Source organism: Pseudomonas sp. P9_31, assembly GCF_034008235.1.
Lineage (GTDB): Bacteria > Pseudomonadota > Gammaproteobacteria > Pseudomonadales > Pseudomonadaceae > Aquipseudomonas.
This window is the reverse complement of the sequence record NZ_CP125375.1, coordinates 1,377,035-1,392,847: the sequence shown is the minus strand read 5'-3', so window position 1 is coordinate 1,392,847 and position 15,813 is coordinate 1,377,035. Positions and strand designations below refer to the sequence as shown.

At 57.9% G+C, this 15,813-nt stretch carries 18 protein-coding genes; 12 read left to right on the top strand and 6 right to left on the bottom strand.

The features are described 5' to 3' along the window. Positions 1 to 14: 14 nt before the first annotated feature. Positions 15 to 758, top strand: a complete 744-nt coding sequence (locus QMK51_RS06360) for a phosphatase PAP2 family protein (RefSeq protein ID WP_258699328.1) — start codon at positions 15 to 17, stop codon at positions 756 to 758. 171 nt (positions 759 to 929) lie between these two features. On the opposite strand, the gene groL is transcribed toward QMK51_RS06360, so the two are convergent. The 4 genes from groL to QMK51_RS06340 all read right to left on the bottom strand — a co-directional run bounded on the left by groL (position 930) and on the right by QMK51_RS06340 (position 4,438). Then, the gene (groL, locus tag QMK51_RS06355) at positions 930 to 2,573 is read right to left on the bottom strand and encodes a chaperonin GroEL (protein WP_105345112.1); all 1,644 of its coding nucleotides are present in this window, start codon (positions 2,571 to 2,573) and stop codon (positions 930 to 932) included. Positions 2,574 to 2,622: 49 nt separating this feature from the next. Then, positions 2,623 to 2,916 (bottom strand): co-chaperone GroES, encoded by a 294-nt coding sequence (locus tag QMK51_RS06350; protein WP_007898444.1) that lies wholly within the window; start codon positions 2,914 to 2,916, stop codon positions 2,623 to 2,625. Positions 2,917 to 3,163: 247 nt separating this feature from the next. Next, positions 3,164 to 3,640, bottom strand: a complete 477-nt coding sequence (locus QMK51_RS06345; protein WP_320393471.1) for an FxsA family protein — start codon at positions 3,638 to 3,640, stop codon at positions 3,164 to 3,166. A gap of 66 nt (positions 3,641 to 3,706) precedes the next feature. Further along, positions 3,707 to 4,438: a HugZ family protein gene (locus QMK51_RS06340; protein WP_320393470.1), complete on the bottom strand. Its 732-nt coding sequence runs from the start codon at positions 4,436 to 4,438 to the stop codon at positions 3,707 to 3,709. A gap of 169 nt (positions 4,439 to 4,607) precedes the next feature. Between QMK51_RS06340 and QMK51_RS06335 the strand changes: the two genes are divergently transcribed. Continuing rightward, complete coding sequence (locus QMK51_RS06335) at positions 4,608 to 5,366, top strand: SDR family oxidoreductase (protein WP_320393469.1); 759 nt, start codon at positions 4,608 to 4,610, stop codon at positions 5,364 to 5,366. Between the two features lie 130 nt (positions 5,367 to 5,496). On the opposite strand, the gene apbC is transcribed toward QMK51_RS06335, so the two are convergent. Beyond that, positions 5,497 to 6,591 (bottom strand): iron-sulfur cluster carrier protein ApbC, encoded by a 1,095-nt coding sequence (apbC, locus tag QMK51_RS06330; protein WP_019581546.1) that lies wholly within the window; start codon positions 6,589 to 6,591, stop codon positions 5,497 to 5,499. 368 nt (positions 6,592 to 6,959) lie between these two features. Here apbC and metG point away from each other — a divergent pair, with 368 nt between their 5' ends. From metG to QMK51_RS06290, 8 genes are all read left to right on the top strand, one after another. Continuing rightward, positions 6,960 to 9,011, top strand: a complete 2,052-nt coding sequence (gene metG, locus QMK51_RS06325; protein WP_320393468.1) for a methionine--tRNA ligase — start codon at positions 6,960 to 6,962, stop codon at positions 9,009 to 9,011. Positions 9,012 to 9,140: 129 nt separating this feature from the next. After that, on the top strand, positions 9,141 to 9,710 hold the full coding sequence (locus QMK51_RS06320; RefSeq protein WP_320393467.1) for an Rnf-Nqr domain containing protein: 570 nt from the start codon (positions 9,141 to 9,143) through the stop codon (positions 9,708 to 9,710). Continuing rightward, positions 9,707 to 10,714, top strand: a complete 1,008-nt coding sequence (gene rsxB / locus QMK51_RS06315; RefSeq protein ID WP_320393466.1) for an electron transport complex subunit RsxB — start codon at positions 9,707 to 9,709, stop codon at positions 10,712 to 10,714. Before QMK51_RS06320 ends, rsxB begins: the two co-directional genes overlap by 4 nt. Beyond that, on the top strand, positions 10,701 to 11,693 hold the full coding sequence (locus QMK51_RS06310; RefSeq protein ID WP_320393465.1) for an RnfABCDGE type electron transport complex subunit D: 993 nt from the start codon (positions 10,701 to 10,703) through the stop codon (positions 11,691 to 11,693). The genes rsxB and QMK51_RS06310 overlap by 14 nt, the downstream gene beginning before the upstream one ends. Next, entirely contained in the window at positions 11,690 to 12,301 is a 612-nt protein-coding gene (locus QMK51_RS06305; RefSeq protein WP_320393464.1) for an RnfABCDGE type electron transport complex subunit G, read from the top strand. The genes QMK51_RS06310 and QMK51_RS06305 overlap by 4 nt, the downstream gene beginning before the upstream one ends. After that, positions 12,294 to 12,911 (top strand): Rnf-Nqr domain containing protein, encoded by a 618-nt coding sequence (locus QMK51_RS06300; RefSeq protein ID WP_320393463.1) that lies wholly within the window; start codon positions 12,294 to 12,296, stop codon positions 12,909 to 12,911. The genes QMK51_RS06305 and QMK51_RS06300 overlap by 8 nt, the downstream gene beginning before the upstream one ends. Next, a complete protein-coding gene (gene nth, locus QMK51_RS06295) occupies positions 12,908 to 13,546 on the top strand; it encodes an endonuclease III (RefSeq protein WP_258699318.1) in 639 nt (212 codons plus the stop codon). Before QMK51_RS06300 ends, nth begins: the two co-directional genes overlap by 4 nt. Before the next feature lie 107 nt (positions 13,547 to 13,653). Next, positions 13,654 to 13,833 (top strand): PA3496 family putative envelope integrity protein, encoded by a 180-nt coding sequence (locus tag QMK51_RS06290; protein WP_007898493.1) that lies wholly within the window; start codon positions 13,654 to 13,656, stop codon positions 13,831 to 13,833. Positions 13,834 to 13,924: 91 nt separating this feature from the next. On the opposite strand, the gene QMK51_RS06285 is transcribed toward QMK51_RS06290, so the two are convergent. Next, a complete protein-coding gene (locus QMK51_RS06285; protein WP_018926602.1) occupies positions 13,925 to 14,551 on the bottom strand; it encodes a response regulator transcription factor in 627 nt (208 codons plus the stop codon). Positions 14,552 to 14,720: 169 nt separating this feature from the next. Between QMK51_RS06285 and QMK51_RS06280 the strand changes: the two genes are divergently transcribed. Beyond that, positions 14,721 to 15,062 (top strand): hypothetical protein, encoded by a 342-nt coding sequence (locus QMK51_RS06280; RefSeq protein WP_320393462.1) that lies wholly within the window; start codon positions 14,721 to 14,723, stop codon positions 15,060 to 15,062. A gap of 38 nt (positions 15,063 to 15,100) precedes the next feature. Continuing rightward, complete coding sequence (locus QMK51_RS06275; protein WP_320393461.1) at positions 15,101 to 15,682, top strand: hypothetical protein; 582 nt, start codon at positions 15,101 to 15,103, stop codon at positions 15,680 to 15,682. Positions 15,683 to 15,813 lie beyond the last annotated feature (131 nt).

Genomic DNA, 15,813 nt, shown 5'->3' with positions numbered 1-15,813 from the left:
CTTCAGGATCCACCATGTCATCAACCGCTGTCCGTCCCGTCTCCAGGCCGCTGAATGTCTGGCTGTGCCTGGGAGTGCCCGCCATTGCGGCGATCACCCTGCTGTTGCTCGAACTGACGTCCCTGGACATGGACCTTGCCAAGCTGTTCTATGACCCGGTCGCCGGGGCATTCATCGGGCGGCACAGTTACTTCCTGGAAAACATCCTGCATGACCGGGCCAAGCAAGTGGTCATCGCCTTTTCGGTGTTCGCCATCCTGGGCTTCATCGGCTCCTTTTTCATGGACAGGCTCAAACCGTTCAAACGGGAACTGGGCTGCCTGGTGCTGTCCCTGGCGCTGGCAACCTCCTTTGTCACCCCGGTCAAGGCGGTGACGGCGGTGCAATGCCCATGGAGCCTGGAACAATTTGGCGGGCACGAAACCTACAGCGAATTGCTCAGCCCTCGTCCGCACACCGACAAGCCGGGCCGCTGCTGGCCAGGCGGTCATGCGGCGACCGGCTTCACGTTGTTTGCGCTGTTCTTCGTCCTGCGTGACCGTCGTCCACGGCTGGCCCGCAAGGCGTTTGTCGTCGCCTTCGCGTTGGGCTCGGTGTTTTCCATCAGCCGGATGATGCAAGGCGCGCACTTCTTCTCGCACAACGTGTGGACGGCGATTTTCTGCTGGCTGATTTGTCTGGGGGCGTATTACTACATCCTCTATCGACCGGCTTCCAAGGCTGAACGGGTGAGCGAGGCAGAACCGGTCAGCGTCTGAGCCGACGCCATCGCGGGCAAGCCCGCTCCCACAGGTTCAATGCAATCGACTGTGGGAGCGTGGCTTGCCCGCGATGGCCGCGACTCGGTCTCCAGACCTAGCAAAATGAAGGCAATAAAAAGCCCCGCCTGCTCAACGCAGGCGGGGCTTTTTTATAGGGGTAAGGCTGGCTTACATCATGCCGCCCATGCCGCCCATACCGCCCATGTCTGGCATGCCGCCGCCAGCTGGTGCGTCTTCCTTGATCTCGGCGATCATGGCTTCAGTGGTGATCATCAGGCTGGCAATCGACGAAGCCGCTTGCAGAGCCGAACGAGTCACTTTGGCCGGGTCCAGGATACCCATTTCGATCATGTCGCCGTATTCGCCGGTAGCAGCGTTGTAACCGTAGTTACCCGAACCCTGCTTGACCTTGTCGACGACCACGCTTGGCTCGTCGCCGGAGTTGGCAACGATTTGACGCAGTGGCGCTTCAACAGCGCGACGCAGCAACTGGATGCCAACGTTCTGGTCATCGTTGTCGCCTTTCAGCTCGGAGATAGCCTGCAGAGCGCGAACCAGTGCCACGCCACCGCCAGGTACCACGCCTTCTTCAACGGCTGCGCGGGTAGCGTGCAGGGCGTCTTCAACGCGGGCTTTCTTCTCTTTCATTTCAACTTCGGAACCGGCGCCAACCTTGATCACTGCAACGCCGCCAGACAGTTTGGCCAGACGCTCTTGCAGTTTTTCACGGTCGTAGTCGGACGAAGTGTCGGCCACTTGTTGACGGATCTGGGTCACGCGAGCCTGGATATCAGCCTCAACGCCGGCACCGTCGATCACGGTGGTGTTTTCTTTGGACAGGATCACGCGCTTGGCATTACCCAGGTGTTCCAGGGTAGTGCTTTCCAGGCTCAGACCGATCTCTTCGGAGATTACGGTACCGCCGGTCAGAACGGCGATGTCCTGCAGCATGGCCTTGCGACGGTCGCCGAAGCCTGGAGCCTTGACGGCTGCGACTTTAACGATGCCACGCATGTTGTTCACAACCAGAGTCGCCAGGGCTTCGCCTTCAACGTCTTCGGCCACGATCAGCAGTGGACGGCCAGCTTTGGCAACAGCTTCCAGTACTGGCAGCATTTCGCGGATGTTCGAGATCTTTTTGTCGACCAGCAGGATCAGCGGACCGTCGAGTTCGGCGGTCATGGTCTCTGGCTTGTTGACGAAGTACGGCGACAGGTAGCCGCGGTCGAACTGCATGCCTTCAACAACCGACAGTTCGTTTTCCAGGCCCGAGCCTTCTTCAACGGTGATCACGCCTTCTTTACCGACTTTTTCCATGGCTTCGGCAATGATGTCGCCGATGGAGTTGTCGGAGTTGGCCGAGATGGTGCCGACCTGAGCGATGGCCTTGGTGTCAGCGCAAGGCTTGGACAGGGCTTTCAGTTCTTTGACGATCGCGATGGTCGCTTTGTCGATACCGCGCTTCAGGTCCATCGGGTTCATGCCGGCAGCGACGGCTTTCAGGCCTTCGTTGACGATCGACTGAGCCAGAACGGTAGCGGTGGTGGTGCCGTCGCCTGCATCATCGTTGGCACGGGAGGCAACGTCTTTGACCAGCTGCGCGCCCATGTTTTCGAAGCGATCTTTCAGCTCGATTTCTTTGGCAACGGAAACGCCGTCCTTGGTGATGGTCGGAGCGCCGAAGCTCTTCTCGATGATCACGTTACGGCCTTTAGGGCCCAGGGTCGCTTTTACTGCGTCAGCCAGGACGTTGACACCGGCGAGCATTTTCTTGCGGGCGGAATCGCCGAATTTAACTTCTTTAGCAGCCATGATCGATATTCCTTAAATACTTTGTAGTAGCGGGAAAATGAGCGGGGAATCAGCCTTCGATTACTGCGAGGATTTCGCTCTCGCCAATGACCAGCAGGTCTTCGCCATCGACTTTCACAGTGTTGCTGCCGGAGTAAGGGCCGAACACAACCTTGTCACCCACTTTCACGGCCAGCGCACGCACTTCACCGTTGTCCAGTGCTTTGCCTGGGCCTACGGCGAGGACTTCACCCTGGTTTGGCTTTTCAGCAGCCGAACCTGGCAGGACGATACCGCCAGCGGTTTTCTTTTCTTCTTCGCTGCGACGGACGACGACGCGGTCATGCAGAGGACGAAGCTTCATTGTCGATCTCTCCTAATTGTGGTTTTCATCGGCCGGTGTAGTCCCGGCGGGTTTAACAAATCCGGCGGTGCCGGGTGCGGTTCGTCAAGCGAACCGCGGAAGTCTGTCTGGCGTAATCGCCAGCAACCTTGCGGTGACCGTTACATAAGGGCGCATGAGCTTATTTCAAGGGCAGTGAACGAATATTTTTTACCTCGATGCCCTGAAAACGAACACGGCACCCGAAGGTGCCGTGTCGATGGAAGCGTTACTTGGAGTCGCGGTGTTCGAACTCGCCTTCGATCACGTTGGGCTCACGGCCCAGCGGCTGGCGTGGAGCAGGACCGCCCCGTGGCTGAAGGTCATCGGCGAACGCGCGCTGACGCATCGCTTGTTCCTCGGCGCGCTGGCGCATTTTGTTGGCCAGCAGTCGACGAGAAATCGGCAGCAACATGATCAGACCCAGCACGTCGGTGACGAAGCCCGGCAGGATCAACAGACCGCCAGCCAGGGCCAGCATCAGACCTTCCAGCATGGTCTGGGCCGGCAACTCGCCGCGGCTCAGACTTTCACGGGCGCGTAGCGCAGTAGCCAAACCGGCGATACGCAGCACGAACATGCCGAGCATCGAGCCGAGAATGATCAGCAGCAGGGCCGGGAAAAACCCGATAGCCCCGCTGACCTTGACGAATACGAACAGCTCCAACACCGGGAACAGTACAAAGAGCAACAAAAAAGGGCGCATCAAATGGTTCCTCAACGCAAGAATGCCTTGCCAGTGTTCCTTAGATGACGTCGCCGTTTCGTGAATTCAAGCATCGGCCACTTCATTTTTCGGCCAATGCTCGGCGTGAGCCAGGAAAACCAAGGCTTCCCGGACTTGTGTCGGCGTATTACAGGGCGCTTGAAATGGTAGCCAGTAGAGTCCCTGAGCGATGCGCAAGTGCATGCCTTCGGTGTCGATGCCGGCCAATTGCGCCGGAGCGGTTTTCGGCAGGCCTGCCAGCTCGACATAGTGGGCGATGGCTTTGGCGTGATCGGCATTCATGTGCTCGACCATGCTCGCTTCGGCCTTGCCGGCGAACGGGTTGGCGAGGGTCAGTTGGTCGACCCAGTGAATCGCGCCGAAGCCGCCGATGTAACGGTGGCGTACCGGTTTAAGCACCCAGAAATCGAAATCATGGGCCTTGTGATAGTTCTGCGAATCCGGGAAGTAGCGGTAGTAACGCTCGGCGGCCGCTTCGATGGCTGCCGCGTCTTCGAGCTTTTCCGCTTCCGCCAGGTAAGTCAGGCGACCAACGGCTTGTACGTCTTCGGCCTCGCGTTCACCCACCAGCAGGGAGCATTTAGGGTCTTTCTGCAGATTGTGAGTGTGCTGAGCGATGCGGCTGATAAGGATCAGCGGCCGGCCCTGTTCGTCCAGACAGTACGGAACCACGGAGCCAAACGGGAAACCGGGCATCGCTTTGGAGTGCGTCGAGAGCACTCCACGGTATTCCTTGAGAAGCAATTCTCGGGCATGCTTAGCCACTACAACGCTCAATTTATGACTCCTTATATAAAATCCGTCAAAAAAACGGACAGGCGCCTGGGTAAAGTCTCAGCACGCCATAGGGGCAGTTCTCATGTGCAGCCAAGCCATATCAGGCTCAGATCGAGAGGCCCTCTAGAATAGAAGGAAAACCACTCCGAACTGCTATGGGGCTATGCGAATGCAACTCACTGACAAAGTAATCATTATCACCGGCGGTTGCCAGGGTTTAGGCCGCTCCATGGCAGAGTATCTCGCAGGCAAAGGCGCGAAGCTGGCACTGGTGGACCTGAATCAGGAAAAACTCGACGCCGCCGTCGCGGCTTGCAAAGCCAAGGGTGTCGAGGCCCGTGCCTACCTGTGCAACGTCGCCGATGAAGAGCAAGTGACCCACATGGTCGCCCAGGTGGCCGACGACTTCGGTGCGATCCATGGCCTGATCAACAACGCCGGCATTCTGCGCGATGGCCTGTTGCTGAAGGTCAAGGACGGCGAAATGACCAAGATGAGCCTGGCCCAATGGCAGGCAGTCATCGACGTCAACCTGACCGGTGTGTTCCTGTGCACCCGCGAAGTCGCGGCAAAAATGGTCGAGCTGAACAACAGCGGCGCGATCATCAATATCTCGTCGATTTCGCGCGCCGGCAACGTCGGCCAGACCAACTACTCCGCCGCCAAGGCCGGTGTTGCCGCGGCGACCGTGACCTGGGCCAAGGAACTGGCGCGCTACGGCATTCGCGTGGCGGGCATTGCGCCGGGCTTCATCGAAACTGAAATGACCCTGAGCATGAAGCCGGAAGCGCTGGAGAAAATGACCTCCGGGATTCCGCTCAAGCGCATGGGCAAACCCGAAGAAATCGCCCAGTCGGCGGCCTACATTTTCGAGAACGACTACTACACCGGTCGGATTCTGGAGTTGGATGGCGGGTTGCGGATCTAGGGTCAACACAAAACAAATGTGGGAGCGAGCCTGCTCGCGATGAGGGCATAACACTCACCATTGATGGTGACTGTTACATCGCTATCGCGAGCAGGCTCGCTCCCACATTGGATCGCATTTCTTCAGCGAATCAGTCGTCGCTGACGGTAATGTTCGGCATCGCCGGCGTTGCCGCTTCCTGCAACACAATCCGTGCGCCGACATGGCGGGCCAGTTCCTGGTAAACCATCGCAATCTGGCTGTCAGGCTCGGCGATCACCGTTGGCTTGCCGCCATCGGCCTGTTCGCGGATCAGCATTGACAGCGGCAACGAAGCCAACAGTTCGACACCGTACTGATTGGCCAGCTTCACACCACCGCCCTCACCGAACAGATGCTCGGCATGCCCGCAGTTGGAGCAGATGTGCACGGCCATGTTTTCGACCACGCCCAGCACCGGAATGTTGACCTTGCGGAACATTTCTACGCCCTTGCGCGCGTCCAGCAATGCCAGATCCTGCGGCGTGGTCACGATCACCGCACCGGCCACCGGGACTTTCTGCGCCAGGGTCAGCTGGATGTCGCCGGTGCCTGGTGGCATGTCGATGACCAGGTAATCCAGATCGCCCCAGGCCGTTTGCGTGACCAGCTGCAACAACGCGCCGGAAACCATCGGCCCGCGCCAGACCATCGGCGTGTTGTCGTCGGTCAGGAAGGCCATGGACATCACCTCGACGCCATGGGACTCGATCGGAATGAACCATTTCTGATCCTTGACCTGAGGACGGGTGCCTTCCGGGATGCCGAACATGATGCCCTGGCTCGGACCGTAGATGTCCGCGTCGAGAATCCCGACCTTGGCACCTTCACGAGCCAGCGCCAGGGCCAGGTTGGCCGCCGTGGTGGATTTACCCACACCGCCCTTGCCAGACGCCACGGCCACGACGTTTTTGACGTTGGCCAGCCCTGGAATCTGCGCCTGGGCCTTGTGCGCGGCGATCACGCTGGTGATCTCGACACGGGCGGTGACCACGCCGTCCAGGCCTTCGATGGCCAGTTGCAGCAACTGCGCCCAGCCACTCTTGAACAGACCGGCGGCGTAACCGAGCTCCAGCTGAACGCTGACGCGATCACCCTGAATATCGATGCTGCGCACGCACCCGGCGCTGACCGGGTCCTGGTTCAGGTAAGGGTCGGTGTATTGACGAAGGACGGCTTCCACCGCTGCGCGATTGACGGCGCTCATGGGCAACTCCGATAGCAAGACTGGAAAATCAGGCGGGTATCCTAACCGTTCTACATCATAGACGGCATGCCCCACGATGATTTGTGGCAAACACATCCCTGTGGCGAGGGAGCTTGCTCCCGCTCGACTGCACAGCAGTCGTAATCACGTTGACGCGATCCTTCTGTCGGAACCGGGTTGCTGGGGTTGGGGCGGCTTCGCCACCCAGCGGGAGCAGGCTCCCTCGCCACAAAAGCCCTCTTGCACCCAGCAAACTCATCACCACCTTTTTTCAGGGTCGATGCATCCGGAAACAGGCCCGAAGGGTGAAAAATATGCGCCGGCGCTTTATAGTGGCCGACCTCCGTTTCATCAAGTAGCCGAGCCCCATGTCCGAGCCACGCAAGATCCTCGTCACCAGCGCCCTGCCCTATGCCAATGGTTCGATCCACCTCGGCCATATGCTGGAGTACATCCAGACCGATATGTGGGTGCGCTTCCAGAAGCATCGCGGTAATCAATGCATTTATGTCTGCGCCGACGACGCTCACGGTTCGGCCATCATGCTGCGTGCGGAAAAGGAAGGCATCACCCCGGAACAACTGATCGCCAACGTCCAGGCTGAACACAGCGCCGACTTTGCCGAGTTCCTGGTGGACTTCGACAACTTCCACTCCACTCACGCCGAAGAAAACCGTGAGCTGTCGAGCCAGATCTACCTGAAGCTGCGCGACGCCGGGCACATCGCCACGCGTTCGATCACTCAGTACTTCGACCCGGAAAAGAAAATGTTCCTGGCCGACCGCTTCATCAAGGGCACCTGCCCGAAATGCGGCACCGAAGACCAGTACGGTGACAACTGCGAAAAATGCGGCGCAACCTATGCACCGACCGACCTCAAAGATCCGAAGTCGGCGATTTCCGGTGCCACGCCGGTGCTCAAGGATTCCCAGCACTTCTTCTTCAAACTGCCGGACTTCCAGGAAATGCTGCAAACCTGGACCCGCAGCGGCACGTTGCAAGAAGCCGTGGCCAACAAGATCGCCGAATGGCTGGATGCCGGCCTGCAACAGTGGGATATCTCCCGCGACGCGCCGTACTTCGGCTTCGAGATTCCCGACGAGCCGGGCAAATACTTCTATGTGTGGCTGGACGCGCCGATCGGCTACATGGCCAGTTTCAAGAACCTCTGCGCCCGCCGTCCGGACCTGGACTTCGACGCGTTCTGGGGCAAGGATTCCACCGCCGAGCTGTACCATTTCATCGGCAAGGACATCGTCAACTTCCACGCCCTGTTCTGGCCAGCGATGCTCGAAGGCGCGGGTTTCCGTAAACCGACCGGCATCAACGTACACGGCTACCTGACCGTCAACGGCCAGAAGATGTCCAAGTCCCGCGGCACATTCGTCAAGGCCCGGACTTACCTGGATCACCTGTCGCCGGAATACCTGCGCTACTACTACGCCGCCAAGCTGAGCCGTGGCGTCGACGACCTGGACCTGAACCTCGAAGACTTCGTGCAGAAGGTCAACTCCGACCTGGTCGGCAAAGTCGTCAACATCGCCAGCCGTTGCGCCGGATTCATCCATAAAGGCAACGCCGGTGTACTGGTAGCCGGCAACGCCGCGCCGGAACTGACCGATGCCTTCCTGGCCGCAGCGCCAAGCATTGCCGAAGCCTATGAAGCTCGCGACTTCGCACGTGCCATGCGCGAAATCATGGGCCTGGCCGACCGCGCCAACGCCTGGATCGCCGACAAGGCGCCGTGGTCGTTGAACAAACAGGAAGGCAAGCAGGATGAAGTCCAGGCCATTTGCGCCTTGGGCATCAACCTGTTCCGCCAACTGGTGATTTTCCTCAAACCGGTGCTGCCGCTGCTGGCCGCCGATGCCGAGGCGTTCCTGAATGTCGCCCCGCTGACCTGGAACGACCACACCACCTTACTCAGCAATCATCATCTGAACGAGTTCAAACCGCTGATGACCCGCATCGACCCGGTAAAAGTGCAAGCCATGACCGACGCCTCGAAAGAAGACCTGACCGCCAGCGCAACCGACACCGGCGAAGCTGCACCCGCCGGCAACGGCGAACTGGCCAAGGATCCGTTGTCGCCAGAGATCGAGTTCGACACCTTTGCCGCTGTAGACCTGCGCGTTGCGCTGATCGTCAAGGCCGAAGCCGTGGAAGGTGCCGACAAGCTGCTGCGCCTGACCCTGGACATCGGTGACGAGCAACGCAACGTGTTCTCCGGCATCAAGAGCGCCTACCCGGACCCGTCCAAGCTCAATGGTCGCCTGACGATGATGATCGCCAACCTCAAGCCCCGCAAAATGAAATTCGGGATCTCCGAAGGCATGGTGATGGCGGCCGGCCCCGGCGGTGAAGAAATCTACCTGCTGAGCCCCGACAGCGGCGCCAAGCCGGGTCAACGCATCAAGTAAAGCTCCGCGGTAAACCGATCCCACAGTCGTGCCCGGCGCGACTGTGGGATTTTCATGTCTGGCCCACCCTCCCTCCTTGCCGGATAATGCCTAACCTTGTTAGACAGGCCTCCTTTTGCCGGCACGATCATGACCGAACTGCTTCTTACGCTTGTCAGCGCTGCCCTGATCAACAACCTCGTGTTGCACTGGCCGCTGGGCGTCGATCCGGTGCTGGGCAGCGAGCGGCCACAGGTCCACGCGCTGGGCATCGCGACGACGTGCCTGATGCTGATCGTCGGCATACTTGGCTATGCGCTCTACCACTGGTTACTGGTGCCGTTGGGGCTGACGTCGCTGCGTCTGTTCGTGTTCCTGCCGTTGAGCGTTCTGCTGATTGGTCCGCTGCTGAAGCTGCTTTCACGGTTATTGGCGAAACTTTCATTCGATGGCCTCTGGCCCCTGCTGCTGGGGAATGCCGGCGTGCTTGGGCTGACCTTGCTCAACGCTCAAGACGACAAGGGAATTTTCCAAGCCATAGCCCTGAGCCTCGGCGCCGGGCTGGGTTTCTGGCTGGTGCTGAGTCTGTTCAGCGACTTGCGCCAGCGCACACTCGACAATGATATCCCCCTGCCCTTTCGCGGCCTGCCGATCGAGTTGATCGGCGCCGGATTGATCGCGGTGGTTTTTCTCGGATTCAGCGGGCTGATCAAAACATGAGTCTGATTCAACGCATCGATGCCCTCTTGCCACAGACCCAATGCGGCAAGTGTGGCCACCCCGGATGCAAACCCTACGCCGAAGGCATCGCCCGCGGCGAGCCGATCAACAAGTGCCCACCGGGCGGCAGCGAAACCATCGCAGCCCTGGCCGACCTGCTGAAAGTGCCGGTACTGGAACTGGACGTCAGTCGCGGTTCGGCACCGGCACAGATCGCTTACATCCGCGAAGCCGAATGCATCGGCTGCACCAAGTGCATTCAGGCCTGCCCGGTCGACGCCATTGTCGGCGCGGCGAAATTCATGCACACCGTCATCGTCGACGAATGCACCGGTTGCGATCTCTGCGTGGCGCCCTGCCCGGTGGATTGCATCGAGATGCATCCGTTACCGCTGGCCACGGTGCTGCCGATTGTCGGCGGGCTGGCGTTCAGCCTGGAGGAACAACAGGCCCGGGCCGCCAAGCGCAACCGTGCGCGACGCCGTTTCGAACAGCGCAATGCCCGCTTGCATCGCGAAGAGGAACAGAAACTCGCCGAACGCCAGGCACGGGCCCAACGCGCCGTGCAGCACAGCGAAGTGACGCTCGACCCGGTTCAGGCTGCACTCGAACGCGTCCGCGCACAGAAGGCCGCCAATGCCGATGCGGCACTGAAAAAGGCCAAGGTCGATCTGGCGATGAGTCGGGCGCAGTTGAACAAGTCGCTCAAGGCTTTCGGGCATCCACCGACCTTCGAACAGCAATCGCAGCTGATCGTGCTGCAACAGCAGTTCGAAGCCGCCGAGCAGGCGCTGGCGCAACTGGAAAGCCATGCACCAGTGGTGTCTGCGCCACCTGTTCCGGCGAAAGATGCCGAACTGAAACGGGCGAAGATCCAGTTGGCCATGCGCCGCGCCGAACTCAAGAAGGCTCAAACAAACGAAGCGCCGGCCGAACAGATCGCCGCACTGGAACACGCGCTCAGCGAAGCCGAGCGTCAGGTGGATGCCTATGTCACGCCCTGAATCGGTGGACGAACGCCTTCAGCAAGCCATGAAGCTGGTATTGCTGGCCACCGTGCCGGGGATGCTGATGTTGTTTTGGCTGTACGGCTGGGGGGTGTTGATCAATCTGATTCTGGCGGCGGCCACCGCACTGGCCGTTGAAGCGGCGGTGTTGCAGCTGCGCAAGCAACCTGTAAAACCGACGCTGAGCGATGGCAGCGCCCTCGTCAGTGCAACGCTGCTGGCACTGGCCTTGCCGCCTTATTGCCCCTGGTGGCTGACGATCAGCGCCGCGGCATTCGGACTTTTTTTTGGCAAGCAACTGTACGGTGGCGTCGGCAGAAATCCGTTCAATCCGGCAATGCTTGGTTTCGCGCTGGTCCTGGTGACGTTTCCCCAGCAAATGACCCATTGGCCGTCGCCCCATGGCATGGACTTGCTTGGTGGTCTGCAACAGGTGTTCGGTTTCAGCCTCGGCCAGACGCCAGATGCATGGGCCCAGGCTACAGCGCTGGACAGCCTGCGGATCAACAAAAGCCTGACCATGGACGAACTCTTCGCTGGCAACCCGGCATTCGGCCATTTCGGCGGCCGAGGCGTGGAATGGGTCAACCTGGCCTTTCTGGCGGGCGGTGCGTTTCTACTGCAACGGCGGGTGTTCAGTTGGCATGCGCCGGTCGGCATGCTCTCCAGCCTGTTCATCATCAGCCTGTTGTGCTGGAACGGTACAGGCTCCGACTCTCATGGCTCGCCACTGTTTCATCTACTCACCGGCGCGAGCATGCTGGGTGCCTTCTTCATCGTGACGGAGCCGGTATCCGGTGCGAAAAGCCCCACTGCCCGATTACTCTTCGGCGTAGGCGTGGGATTGCTGACTTACCTGATTCGGACGTGGGGCGGTTATCCGGACGGGGTGGCGTTTGCGGTCTTGCTGATGAACCTCTGTGTACCGGCGCTGGAGCGGTTTGCCGCGTCCCGGCAGGAGCAGGTTACCCCATGAACCGAGCGACGAGCATTGTGAGCCTGGTATTGCTGGCAGGCCTGGGGATGGGCGCGACTTACTTCGTGCAGCACACCAGCGCCGCGCGTATTGCCGCCGAACAACGCCTGATCGACAGCCATCAGTTGCTGGATCTTCTAGCGCCCGGCAGCTATGACAATCAGCCTCTGGAACAGCCCCTCAGCCTCGAAAACACGCGCTTGGCCAACAGCACGCTGCTGGGCGGGTACCTGGCGTCCACGGCCGGCCAACCGAGTGCCGTATTGCTGCGAAGCCAGACACTGGGCTACGCCGGCTCCATCGACTTGCTGATCGCTATCGACATCAATGGCAAGTTAGTGGGAGTCAAAACCCTAAAGCAATCGGAAACCCCGGGGCTGGGTGGCAAGCTCGCCGAGTGGCCCAATGCCTGGCTCCAGGTATTTACCGGCAAGTCTCTAACCGAACCCGGCGACAATGGTTGGGCCTTGAAAAAGGACCAAGGACAATTCGATCAGATCGCAGGCGCAACCATCACCTCAAGAGCGGTGATCAATGCCACCCATGACGCGTTGCGCTACTTCGATGAACACCGGCTATCGCTGATCGGGAGCAGTGCCCATGAATAAGTCATCGCCCCTGCAGAACTCTCTGATGCTAACGCCGTTGATCGGCGTCACTGATTCATTGGTAACGGCCCTGGGCCTGTGGCTGATGTTTATCGTGGTGCTCAGTATTTATGGTGTGAGCATGGGCGCCCTGCGCTCGCAACTGATTCCGGCAACACACTTGCTGGCCTGCCTCCTGCTGGCTGCCACGCTGACCAGTTGCGCGGAACTCGCCACCCAAGCCTGGTCACTTCAATGGCACCAGCACCTGGGGTTGTATGCAGGATTGATCGCCTTGCAATGCGTCGTACTGGAACACAATGGTTTTTTCCAGAACACATGGCGCGATCGCCTGCGCCTGTGTGGCCTGTTCGGCGCCTTGATGGCTGGCCTGAGCCTGCTGCGCGAGCTCATCGGCAAAGGGACAATCGGTAGCCACCTGTCCTGGCTGGCCGGTGCTGCGCAACCGGACTGGCATGGTTGGGTGCTCACCGCCGACGGCGGTCTGCGCTTGGCCACACTGGCCCCCGGTGGGTTTATTCTGCTCGGACTGCTGTTCGCCGCACGTCAGGCCTGGACCCGTCCGACGCCCTCACACTTGACCGCTTTCGAGGAAACGCATCGCCCATGAATGCCGCAAAACGTCTTGAAATTTTCCGCAGGTTTCACGAGGACAACCCGGAGCCGAAGACCGAACTGGCCTATTCCTCGCCGTTCGAACTGCTGATCGCCGTGATTCTCTCAGCGCAATCGACCGATGTCGGCGTCAACAAGGCCACCGCCAAACTGTTTCCGGTGGCCAATACGCCGGCGGCGATTCATGCCTTGGGGGTCGAAGGGCTGTCGGAGTACATCAAGACCATCGGCCTGTTCAACAGCAAAGCGAAAAACGTGATCGAAACCTGTCGCTTGCTGGTGGAACGGCATGGAGGTGAAGTACCGCAGACCCGCGAGGAGCTGGAAGCCCTGCCCGGCGTCGGCCGCAAGACCGCCAACGTGGTGCTCAATACCGCATTTCGTCAGTTGACCATGGCGGTGGACACCCACATTTTCCGGGTCAGCAACCGTACCGGCATTGCTCCAGGCAAGAATGTGGTCGAGGTGGAGAAGAAACTGATGAAGTTCGTGCCGAAAGAATACCTTCTCGACTCCCATCATTGGCTGATTCTCCATGGACGCTACGTTTGCCTGGCCCGCAAGCCTCGCTGTGGCAGCTGCCGGATCGAAGATCTATGCGAATACAAGCAAAAGACCTCCGACGATTGAGGCGCTATTAGTTTTTTTGATTAACCGATTGAAAAAATCTTTTTTACCCGCCGAGAGATTGTCGATATAAGGAGCGCCAAAGGCAGTCTTAGCCTGGAGTTAACCTTATGAGCACTGGCAAAGAGCAATTGGACGTAGAAGACGACTTCACCCCCGTTGAGGCCGATGACGCTGAACCGGTGGTGGAAGTGGCAAAGACCAACCTGAGCAAACGCCGCACCATCGACAATCTGCTGGAGGAGCGCCGACTGCAAAAGCAATTGGCCGATTACGATTTTGACCTATGACACCTAAAAGCCTCCCGAAACGGAGGCTTTTTACTAAGTGCCGATCCCCGATAAACGCCCGTTCATCATGCCTCGTCAAACCCTGGCACACTCATACCAGACCATTGCGTTGAGCCAGCTCAATGAGATCGACCAGTGAGCGAGCATTGAGTTTTAACAACAGACGGGTCTTGTAAGTACTAACCGTTTTATTGCTGAGAAACATTCCATCGGCGATTTCCTTGTTTGTCTTTCCTCGCGCCAATTGTTGCAGAACCATCATTTCCCGCCCAGACAGGCGATCCACCATATCGGCTTCACTGGCATTCCCAAGACTCGAACGCACAGTATGCAGCGCTTGATTAGGGAAGTAGCTGTAACCTGACAGCACCGCTTTTATCGCACTGAGCAATTCAGTGAGATCCTGTTGTTTGCAGACATATCCGGCGGCACCGGATTGCATGCAACGCATGGAAAAATGCCCTGGCGCCTGAGACGTCAATATCAATACTTTAAGAGGCATCGCCGCCGATGTCAGGCGCGCGATAACTTCCAGTCCATCCAGTTTTGGTATCCCGATATCCAGAATGACAATGTCCGGCATAAGTTCACGGGCAAGTTGCAATGCATCCACGCCATTGTCTGTTTCTGCAATGACTTCGTAGCCATGACGCTCCATTAGCATACGTACCGCAAGACGAATGACGGGGTGATCATCCACGATCAGCACTTTATTCATGGGCAAGTCCAATTTTCGCTGTTCGAATTTTTAGAGCCCGCACCATAGCCTAGTCGTTTCACCCATGGCATGCCGCCCCCCCTAGCCACTCGCACCGAGAGACATCACCTACAAACAACGCGGATTATTCCTACAAAAAATCATTGCACACGATGAGCCAGAGACTTTATTGGCCGAACACTTGCTCAACGCCACGACAGTTTCTTTGTATCAATTCACAACAAAAAAAACAAAAGAACAGGGTTCAATGCTGGTAATCCGACACACTTTGGATAATGAGCTACCCTTAAAAGCAACGGGCATTCCCCAGCCTCCCATAACTCAAGAAAAGTTCACACACAGCAACACTTCAACAGCAAAACAAAACAACATCACCTTAAAACAAATAAACAGCCATACCCAAACCAGAAACAATACAGCTACTATAACAACTTCAACCCCACAAAAAAGGAACTCAACACAACAGAAACACACTCACGAACTCGTTATCACCACTGAAACACCCCCATAAGTCAACAGAGAAAAGATAATACCTCATGAGCAGAAAACATGATAAAACTCAAAAAAAGAATCACCACCCCTATGACAATCATTGCGATATTTGCAGCACTGTCCGAAACATCAGCCGCTGTATCCCTTCCCTTCCTCGACAATAAGGAGAGAGAACTCTATGTCTGGTTTTTGATCAGCTTTCCCTTTTATTTGCTTTTTCTTTTCTTCGCCACACTCAACTTCAATTATCGATCGCTTTACGCGCCCTCCGATTTCGAGAAGGAAAAGCATTTTATAAAAGTCATGGATAATGCTGATCACTCGGGAAGCAGCACTTCCAGGGGACAGCCTGAAAGCTCGACCCAACACCATGTGCAGCTGCCTACCCCCCTAAAGGATCTGCACATCATTGACGCACGGTGGATCAACAAAAAAATGGCGTTCAGCGCCTTGATGGAGAGTATCCAGCACCCTCCGGATAATCCCGCACAAGTGATCGTATTTCTCACGTGCGCCGATTCGGAGATATTACTGAAGGAAAACGCGCTCAAACATTGGAAACAAATAAAGAAACGCAACAGCGCAGCGTTCTGTATTTCTTACAATTTGAGCTCACATGGCGTAACGATTATGGGCTAGGGTTTGATCTGTCGCGCAGCAGAAGACAGCCCTTGAAGTGAGATCAAAGGCAGGAAGCAGAAGGAACGGTTGGAAGAAACAAGAAGAAAGCGAAACGTAATATGCAGCAGCCCCTTTTCAGAATTGTGGCC

What these genes read in the sequence shown, in the direction of transcription:
- QMK51_RS06360 (WP_258699328.1), top strand. Translation starts at nt 15, where the DNA reads ATGTCATCAACCGCTGTCCGTCCCGTCTCCAGGCCGCTGAATGTCTGG.
- groL (WP_105345112.1), bottom strand. Translation starts at nt 2,573, where the DNA reads ATGGCTGCTAAAGAAGTTAAATTCGGCGATTCCGCCCGCAAGAAAATG.
- QMK51_RS06350 (WP_007898444.1), bottom strand. Translation starts at nt 2,916, where the DNA reads ATGAAGCTTCGTCCTCTGCATGACCGCGTCGTCGTCCGTCGCAGCGAA.
- QMK51_RS06345 (WP_320393471.1), bottom strand. Translation starts at nt 3,640, where the DNA reads ATGCGCCCTTTTTTGTTGCTCTTTGTACTGTTCCCGGTGTTGGAGCTG.
- QMK51_RS06335 (WP_320393469.1), top strand. Translation starts at nt 4,608, where the DNA reads ATGCAACTCACTGACAAAGTAATCATTATCACCGGCGGTTGCCAGGGT.
- apbC (WP_019581546.1), bottom strand. Translation starts at nt 6,591, where the DNA reads ATGAGCGCCGTCAATCGCGCAGCGGTGGAAGCCGTCCTTCGTCAATAC.
- metG (WP_320393468.1), top strand. Translation starts at nt 6,960, where the DNA reads ATGTCCGAGCCACGCAAGATCCTCGTCACCAGCGCCCTGCCCTATGCC.
- QMK51_RS06320 (WP_320393467.1), top strand. Translation starts at nt 9,141, where the DNA reads ATGACCGAACTGCTTCTTACGCTTGTCAGCGCTGCCCTGATCAACAAC.
- rsxB (WP_320393466.1), top strand. Translation starts at nt 9,707, where the DNA reads ATGAGTCTGATTCAACGCATCGATGCCCTCTTGCCACAGACCCAATGC.
- QMK51_RS06310 (WP_320393465.1), top strand. Translation starts at nt 10,701, where the DNA reads ATGTCACGCCCTGAATCGGTGGACGAACGCCTTCAGCAAGCCATGAAG.
- QMK51_RS06305 (WP_320393464.1), top strand. Translation starts at nt 11,690, where the DNA reads ATGAACCGAGCGACGAGCATTGTGAGCCTGGTATTGCTGGCAGGCCTG.
- QMK51_RS06300 (WP_320393463.1), top strand. Translation starts at nt 12,294, where the DNA reads ATGAATAAGTCATCGCCCCTGCAGAACTCTCTGATGCTAACGCCGTTG.
- nth (WP_258699318.1), top strand. Translation starts at nt 12,908, where the DNA reads ATGAATGCCGCAAAACGTCTTGAAATTTTCCGCAGGTTTCACGAGGAC.
- QMK51_RS06290 (WP_007898493.1), top strand. Translation starts at nt 13,654, where the DNA reads ATGAGCACTGGCAAAGAGCAATTGGACGTAGAAGACGACTTCACCCCC.
- QMK51_RS06285 (WP_018926602.1), bottom strand. Translation starts at nt 14,551, where the DNA reads ATGAATAAAGTGCTGATCGTGGATGATCACCCCGTCATTCGTCTTGCG.
- QMK51_RS06275 (WP_320393461.1), top strand. Translation starts at nt 15,101, where the DNA reads ATGATAAAACTCAAAAAAAGAATCACCACCCCTATGACAATCATTGCG.